This window comes from Metabacillus crassostreae (assembly GCF_016908395.1).
Classification (GTDB): Bacteria; Bacillota; Bacilli; order Bacillales; family Bacillaceae; genus Metabacillus; species Metabacillus crassostreae.
This window is the reverse complement of record NZ_JAFBDU010000008.1, coordinates 213,016-220,171: the sequence shown is the minus strand read 5'-3', so window position 1 is coordinate 220,171 and position 7,156 is coordinate 213,016. Positions and strand designations below refer to the sequence as shown.

At 37.7% G+C, this 7,156-nt stretch carries 8 protein-coding genes; all 8 read left to right on the top strand.

Features of this window, described 5'->3' with window-relative positions:
- The first annotated feature begins 647 nt into the window (after window positions 1-647).
- Genes JOC75_RS19855 through hisIE form a run of 8 tightly spaced genes read left to right on the top strand, consistent with a single transcriptional unit; the run spans window position 648 to window position 7,059 of the window.
- A complete protein-coding gene (locus tag JOC75_RS19855; RefSeq protein WP_204955722.1) occupies window positions 648-1,814 on the top strand; it encodes an ATP phosphoribosyltransferase regulatory subunit in 1,167 nt (388 codons plus the stop codon).
- 25 nt (window positions 1,815-1,839) lie between these two features.
- Window positions 1,840-2,445 (top strand): ATP phosphoribosyltransferase, encoded by a 606-nt coding sequence (gene hisG, locus JOC75_RS19850; protein ID WP_239589593.1) that lies wholly within the window; start codon window positions 1,840-1,842, stop codon window positions 2,443-2,445.
- Window positions 2,446-2,448: 3 nt separating this feature from the next.
- Window positions 2,449-3,717, top strand: coding sequence for a histidinol dehydrogenase (gene hisD / locus JOC75_RS19845; RefSeq protein ID WP_204955721.1), 1,269 nt, complete (start codon window positions 2,449-2,451; stop codon window positions 3,715-3,717).
- A gap of 12 nt (window positions 3,718-3,729) precedes the next feature.
- A complete protein-coding gene (hisB, locus tag JOC75_RS19840) occupies window positions 3,730-4,320 on the top strand; it encodes an imidazoleglycerol-phosphate dehydratase HisB (protein ID WP_204955720.1) in 591 nt (196 codons plus the stop codon).
- Between the two features lies 1 nt (window position 4,321).
- Complete coding sequence (gene hisH / locus JOC75_RS19835) at window positions 4,322-4,945, top strand: imidazole glycerol phosphate synthase subunit HisH (RefSeq protein ID WP_204955719.1); 624 nt, start codon at window positions 4,322-4,324, stop codon at window positions 4,943-4,945.
- Window position 4,946: 1 nt separating this feature from the next.
- Window positions 4,947-5,684, top strand: coding sequence for a 1-(5-phosphoribosyl)-5-[(5-phosphoribosylamino)methylideneamino]imidazole-4-carboxamide isomerase (gene hisA, locus JOC75_RS19830; protein ID WP_204955718.1), 738 nt, complete (start codon window positions 4,947-4,949; stop codon window positions 5,682-5,684).
- A complete protein-coding gene (gene hisF / locus JOC75_RS19825; protein ID WP_204955717.1) occupies window positions 5,681-6,439 on the top strand; it encodes an imidazole glycerol phosphate synthase subunit HisF in 759 nt (252 codons plus the stop codon). The genes hisA and hisF overlap by 4 nt, the downstream gene beginning before the upstream one ends.
- On the top strand, window positions 6,436-7,059 hold the full coding sequence (hisIE, locus tag JOC75_RS19820) for a bifunctional phosphoribosyl-AMP cyclohydrolase/phosphoribosyl-ATP diphosphatase HisIE (protein WP_204955716.1): 624 nt from the start codon (window positions 6,436-6,438) through the stop codon (window positions 7,057-7,059). The genes hisF and hisIE overlap by 4 nt, the downstream gene beginning before the upstream one ends.
- Window positions 7,060-7,156 lie beyond the last annotated feature (97 nt).

Here is a 7,156-nt window from a genome sequence, read left to right as displayed (position 1 = left end):
TTTGACTCCTGCGGGTGCAGAGGAAAGGTCGAGACCCCACAGGCGAAGCCGAGGAGGCTTGACTTCCTCCCCGCGGAAAGCAAATGTCTGCAGCGGAATGAAACGGACTTGTTACTACCTAACAAATTATTAATTATTTGTCTTACGTTGTCTATTTCCTAATATAACAATAACTATAAATAGCGAAAACAATTAACTAATAGTTGTTTTTTAAGATTATATCTTTGTAAAGTATTCTATAGTGGAATGGAGCGGAAGACATTTGACTCCTGCGGGTGCAGAGGAAAGGTCGAGACCCCACAGGCGAAGCCGAGGAGGCTTGACTTCCTCCCCGCGGAAAGCAAATGTCTGCAGCGAAATGAAACGGACTAATTACTATCTAACAAACTATAATAGCCAGTATCTTCACAAGAAAGCAGTTAATTAAACGTTTGTTTAAACCACTCAAGCACTGTTACATAAGGAATTCCAAGAAATAATAGCACTACCCTATACCAAATTAACTGAATAAATAAACGATTCCAAAACAATAACCAAAACTATTTTCTGCTAACTTCTTGAAATAAACCCTTCACTTTGGTAGTATATTAGCGAAGTAAAGCATTCAGAAAATTATACTTAGTACTTAATAACGGGGGTACAGACACATGTTTATGTTTGAGAAACCGCTTGGAATGGTAGACACACTACCTAATCTATATGAAGTAAAAAAGAAAACGCGTCAAGCAATGACTTCAGCAATCGAACGATGGGGCTTTCAATTTATTGAAACACCCACATTAGAATATTACGAAACAGTTGGCGTACAATCAGCAATCCTAGATCAGCAGCTTTTCAAACTGCTAGATCAACAAGGACATACTCTTGTTTTAAGACCTGACATGACAGCACCAATTGCACGTGTAGCAGCATCTAAATTATATAACACCTCATATCCTTTACGTCTTGCATATTCTGCAAATGTATTTCGTGCTCAACAGCGTGAAGGTGGTCGTCCGGCAGAATTTGAGCAAGTTGGCGTTGAATTAATAGGTGATGGCACAACAAGTGCTGATGCTGAAACAATTGCGCTAATGATTGAAACATTAAAAGAAGCTGGACTTGATAATTTTAAAATTGCCATTGGTCATATCGGCTTTGGTAATGCCCTATTTAAAGAGGTACTGGGTAATCAAGAAAGAGCAGATGTATTACGACGCTTTTTATACGAAAAAAATTATGTTGGTTATCGAGAGCATGTAAAGAATTTACCTTTATCCTCTATTGATAAAGAAAGGTTATTAAATTTATTAAAGCTTCGTGGAGACATTGAGAAAGTTACAGATGCACAAGAAATGGTTTCTTCACAAGAAGCGAAAAATTCTTTACAGGAAATCAGTCAGCTATGGTCAGCTCTAGAAGCTTTCCAGGTAACAGATTATATTAAGCTAGACTTAAATATTGTTAGCCATATGAGCTATTACACAGGAATTTTATATGAAGTGTATGCAGATAATGTTGGCTTTTTAATCGGCAATGGTGGGAGATATGACCACTTATTTGAAAAGTTTAATCGAGCTGCACCTGCAACAGGCTTTGGATTGCATATTGACCGAATTATCGAAGCGTTAAATATCGAAGAAGAACAGAAATTTCACTGTGTTATTTATAGCCAGGAGCGTCGTAAAGAGGCAATTGCACATACGACCGAGCTTAGAGCTTCAGCAAAAAAAGTTGTGATGCAGGATATTAATGGGATAAAAGATGTGGATGCTTTTACAAAGCAATTTGAAGAAGTTGTCTACTTTATTGGTTCAAAAAAGGAGGAGCTGTAAGGTGAAGGATGTATTAACAATTGCCATGCCAAAAGGAAGAATATTTGTAGAAGCAGCAGATATGCTTCGTAAAGCAGGTTATCAGCTTCCTCCAGAATTTGATGAATCAAGAAAGCTGATTTTAGATGTACCGAATGAAAATATCCGCTTTATTTTAGCGAAGCCAATGGATGTTGTCACATATGTTGAACATGGTGTTGCAGATGTTGGTATTGCTGGTAAAGACGTGATGCTAGAGGAAGAACGTGATGTTTATGAAGTTCTTGATCTGAAAATTAGTGAATGCTATCTTGCTGTAGCAGGTTTACCTAATGCGAAGATTACAGATGTTGCACCGAAAATCGCAACGAAATATCCTAATGTTGCATCAAGCTATTTCCGTGAGCAAGGTGAACAAGTGGAGATTATTAAATTAAACGGATCGATTGAATTAGCTCCTTTAATTGGTTTAGCAGAACGAATTGTTGATATCGTTTCAACCGGTCGAACATTAAAGGAAAATGGTTTAGTTGAGCTTGAACATATATGCGATATTACCTCTCGTTTAATTGTGAATCCTGTTAGCTACAGAATGAAGGATGAACCAATCGATGAATTAGTAGAACGGTTATCGAAAGTAATTGGAGGCTAGGTTATGAAAATTACTCGCATTACTGATAAAAAAGTATCATTAAGAAGAACAATCGATACAGGTACAGAAGAGCAGCGAAAGGTTGTTCAATCGATTATTTCAACTGTACAAGAGCAAGGTGACAAAGCACTTTTTTCATATACTGAAACATTCGATAAAGTCACATTATCAAATTTAAAAGTAACAGAAGAAGAATTTGTTGCAGCATATAGATCTCTTGATGAAGAGCTAGTAACAATTATTCGTGAAGCAGCGGTTAATATTCGCGCGTTTCATGAAAAGCAAAAACGTGAAACGTGGATAAGCTATGATGAAAATGGAACAATGCTAGGTCAGAAAATAACAGCTTTAGATGCTGTTGGTGTTTATGTACCAGGTGGAACGGCTGCATATCCTTCTTCAGTGTTAATGAATGTAATTCCAGCTCAGGTAGCTGGCGTGAAGCGAATCGTGATTACATCACCACCTAATCAGCAAGGAACATTGCCTGCAGGTGTGTTAGTTGCGGCAAAAGAGCTTGGTATTACTGAGATTTATAAAGTTGGTGGTGCACAGGCAATTGCGGCACTTGCTTATGGAACGGAAACAATTGCTGCTGTTGATAAAATCATGGGACCGGGGAATATCTTTGTTGCCCTTGCAAAGCGTGAGGTATTTGGGATTGTTGATATTGATATGATTGCAGGTCCAAGTGAAATTGTTGTGTTAAGTGATCATACAGCTCGAGTAAATGAAATTGCAGCAGATTTACTTTCACAAGCAGAGCATGATAAAAATTCATCTAGTATTCTTGTGACAACATCTATGAAACAAGCAGAAGAGGTGGCAATTGAGGTTGAAAAACAAGTAGCCACTTTACCGCGTAAAGAAATTGCTAAGGCATCAATTGATGCTTACGGACACATCTATGTAACAGATACGTTTGAAACAGCAATTGCTGTAGTGAATGAATTAGCACCAGAGCATTTGGAGGTTTTAACAGAAAATCCTTTAGCAAGCCTGAACGAAATCAAGCACGCTGGAGCGATTTTCCTTGGAAGATATAGCTCAGAGCCTGTTGGTGATTATTTCGCGGGACCTAATCATGTATTACCAACGAACGGTACAGCACGTTTTTCAAGTCCGTTAAATGTTGATGATTTTATGAAAAAATCCAGTATTATTTCATATAGTAAAAAAGCATTTTTAGAAAATTACAGTAAGGTTGCTAAGCTAGCAAGACTTGAAGGCCTAGAAGCACATGCTCGTGCAATGGAAGAACGACTTAAATAGGAGGCGAAAACAATGACAAGAAAAGCATCAATTGAACGAAATACAAAAGAAACACAAATTTCCTTAGATTTTACGATCGATGGAAAAGGTCAATCAGCACTTAAAACAGATGTTCCATTCATGGATCATATGCTTGATTTGTTTGCAAAGCATGGTCAATTTGATTTAACGGTTAATGCAAATGGCGATGTGGAAATTGATGATCATCATACAACAGAGGATATCGGTATTTGCCTAGGTCAGGCACTTCGAGAAGCTTTAGGTGATAAACGAGGTATCAAACGTTATGGAAATGCGTTTGTACCAATGGATGAAGCACTTGCTCAGGTTGTCGTTGATTTAAGTAACAGACCACATTTTGAGTTTAAAGCAGAATTTCCAAGTCAAAAGGTCGGCACCTTTGATACGGAAAATGTTCACGAATTTTTATGGAAGCTTGCTCTTGAGGCGCGCATGAATTTACATGTAATTGTTCATTATGGTCACAACACACACCATATGATTGAAGGGATTTTCAAAGCATTAGCAAGAGCTTTAGATGAAGCAACAATGGTTGATCCACGTATTGAAGGTGTTCTTCCTTCTACGAAGGGAATGCTCTAACATGATCGCAATTATTGATTACGGAATGGGTAATTTATATAGCGTTAGAAAAGCACTAGAACGAATGAATGTGAATTATATTTTGACTTCTGATCAAGAAGAATTAGATAAAGCGGATGGCTATATTCTACCAGGTGTTGGCTCTTTTAAAGATGCGATGTCAATTTTAAATGAAACAGGATTAACAAGCTTCATTCATAAAGTGGTAGCCGAAGGAAAGCCTCTACTTGGGATATGCTTGGGCATGCAATTATTATTTGATGAAAGTGTTGAAAATGGACTTTCAAATGGCTTATCTTTATTACCAGGTCAAATCGTGAAAATTCCTGAAGGTACAGAGGTAGCGCCATTAAAAGTTCCACATATGGGCTGGAATGATTTGATCATTAAAAATCAAAGTCGTTTACTTGAAGGAATTTCTGGTGGCTATGCGTATTTTGTTCATTCCTATTATGTTCATACAGATCAGAAAGATACTCTTTTAGCAACAGCTGACTACGGAATTGAAGTACCTGCCATTGTTGGTCGTGGAAATGTATATGGCACACAATTTCACCCAGAAAAAAGCAGTGAGCTTGGTTTAAGCATTTTACGAAATTATATTAAAATAGTGGAGGGAGAATAACATGAGCCAATTTATTATTTATCCTGCAATTGATATGCGTGGCGGTAAATGTGTACGATTGCTTCAAGGAGATTATAACAAAGAAACGGTATATGGTGATTCTCCTTTTGATATGGCCAAGCAATTTGATGATAATGGTGCAAGCTGGATTCACATGGTTGATCTTGATGGAGCTAAAGAAGGCAAGCTTGTGAATCATCAGCATGTTATTGATGCAGCTGAAAAGCTGTCAGCGAAAATTCAAATTGGTGGCGGTATTCGAACAGAAGATGATGTGAACTTTTATTTATCAAAGGGTGTAGATCGTGTTATTTTAGGAAGTGCAGCTATTTCTAATCCGGATTTTGTGAAAAAAATGCTTGCTACATATGGTGAAAAAATCGCAATAGGTATTGATGCGAAAGATGGCTATGTTTCAACAGAAGGCTGGTTAAATACATCAACTATTAAAGCAACTGATCTTGGCAAAGAGCTTGCAAATGCTGGTGCCGAGGTGTTTATTTTTACTGATATTGCAACAGATGGCATGCTATCAGGACCAAATGTTGAAGCTGTTGTTGAAATGGCTCAAGCAACTGGTAAAAAGGTGATCGCTTCAGGTGGTGTAAGTTCTTTAAAAGATTTAGAAACACTAGCAGAATATGAAAGCACTGGAGTATCTGGTGCAATTGTCGGGAAAGCTCTTTATACAAATCAATTCAGTTTGTCTGATGCGTTACAAGTAGGGAAGAAATCATGATAACAAAACGTATTATTCCGTGCTTAGATGTAAAAGAAGGACGAGTTGTTAAAGGGATTCAGTTTTTAGGATTACGTGATGCAGGAGATCCGGTTGAGCTTGCTAAATTTTATGATCAAGAAGGCGCAGATGAGCTCGTCTTTTTAGATATTTCTGCTTCACATGAAGGTCGCAAAACAATGGTTGATGTTGTCGAGCAAGTGGCAGCACAGCTAGCTATTCCGTTTACAGTTGGTGGGGGAATTAACTCTCTTGAAGATATGAAAAAAATCCTCCGTGCTGGTGCAGATAAAGTATCATTAAACACTGCAGCTGTACTAAATCCAGAGCTTATTACAGAAGGATCAGGTTTTTTTGGATCACAATGTATCGTTGTTGCGATTGATGCAAAATATGACGAAGAGCTTGGCAGCTGGAGAGTTTATACACATGGTGGAAGAAAAGCAACGAATTGGGAAGTTGTGAAATGGGCGCAAGAAGCTGTTAAACGTGGTGCTGGAGAAATTTTACTAACAAGTATGGACAGTGATGGCGAAAAAAGTGGCTTTAACCTCGCTTTAAATAAAGCAGTAAGTGAAAATGTTACTGTTCCTGTTATTGCCTCAGGTGGAGCAGGAAATGCCGAACACTTTTTACATGCATTTCAGAAAGGAAAAGCAGATGCAGCATTAGCAGCATCAATTTTCCACTATAAAGAAACATCGGTCAAAGAAGTGAAAATGTATTTAGATCAACAGGGGGTGAATGTTCGATGATAGAAAATGTGAAGTTTGATGAAAAGGGATTAGTTCCAGCGATTATCCAAGATGCAACCAGCAAGGAAGTTTTAACGCTAGCTTATATGAATGAAGAGTCTTTAAAAAAGACAATCGAAACAAAGGAAACATGGTTTTACAGCAGATCAAGACAAGAGCTTTGGCATAAAGGTGGAACATCTGGCAATATTCAAAAGGTAGTTGAACTGAGATATGATTGTGATCAAGATGCAATTTTAGTACTCGTTCAACCTGCAGGACCAGCTTGTCATACTGGAGCATACACTTGCTTTAACGAAACAATTGATAAACAAGAAGTTTTCACATCACAAGATCGCTTCTCTATTTTAAACAATCTTGAAGCGTTAATTGCTGAGCGTGAAAATGAGCTTCCAGAAGGATCTTATACAACCTATCTTTTTAACGAGGGTGTTGATAAAATCCTGAAAAAGGTCGGCGAAGAAGCAAGTGAAGTGATCATCGCATCAAAAAATCGCGATGCAGAAGAACTGAAATGGGAAGTAGCTGATCTACTTTTCCACTTGATGGTTTTATTAAGAGAGCAAAAGCTACCATTAGATGAAGTGTTAAAGGTTCTTGAAGAAAGACATTCTAAATAAGATTTTAAAAAAGATATGAAGATAGGTGTAGGATGCCTAATTTCATATCTTTTTTTAATTGATGGCGGTTAGCGGGTGTCGGAAATTGTCTAATCGC

Excerpts from the sequence above, each read along its gene's own strand:
- hisG (WP_239589593.1), top strand. The coding sequence starts at position 1,840 with ATGCCAAAAGGAAGAATATTTGTAGAAGCAGCAGATATGCTTCGTAAA.
- hisB (WP_204955720.1), top strand. The coding sequence starts at position 3,730 with ATGACAAGAAAAGCATCAATTGAACGAAATACAAAAGAAACACAAATT.
- hisD (WP_204955721.1), top strand. The coding sequence starts at position 2,449 with ATGAAAATTACTCGCATTACTGATAAAAAAGTATCATTAAGAAGAACA.
- hisH (WP_204955719.1), top strand. The coding sequence starts at position 4,322 with ATGATCGCAATTATTGATTACGGAATGGGTAATTTATATAGCGTTAGA.
- hisA (WP_204955718.1), top strand. The coding sequence starts at position 4,947 with ATGAGCCAATTTATTATTTATCCTGCAATTGATATGCGTGGCGGTAAA.
- hisIE (WP_204955716.1), top strand. The coding sequence starts at position 6,436 with ATGATAGAAAATGTGAAGTTTGATGAAAAGGGATTAGTTCCAGCGATT.
- hisF (WP_204955717.1), top strand. The coding sequence starts at position 5,681 with ATGATAACAAAACGTATTATTCCGTGCTTAGATGTAAAAGAAGGACGA.
- JOC75_RS19855 (WP_204955722.1), top strand. The coding sequence starts at position 648 with ATGTTTATGTTTGAGAAACCGCTTGGAATGGTAGACACACTACCTAAT.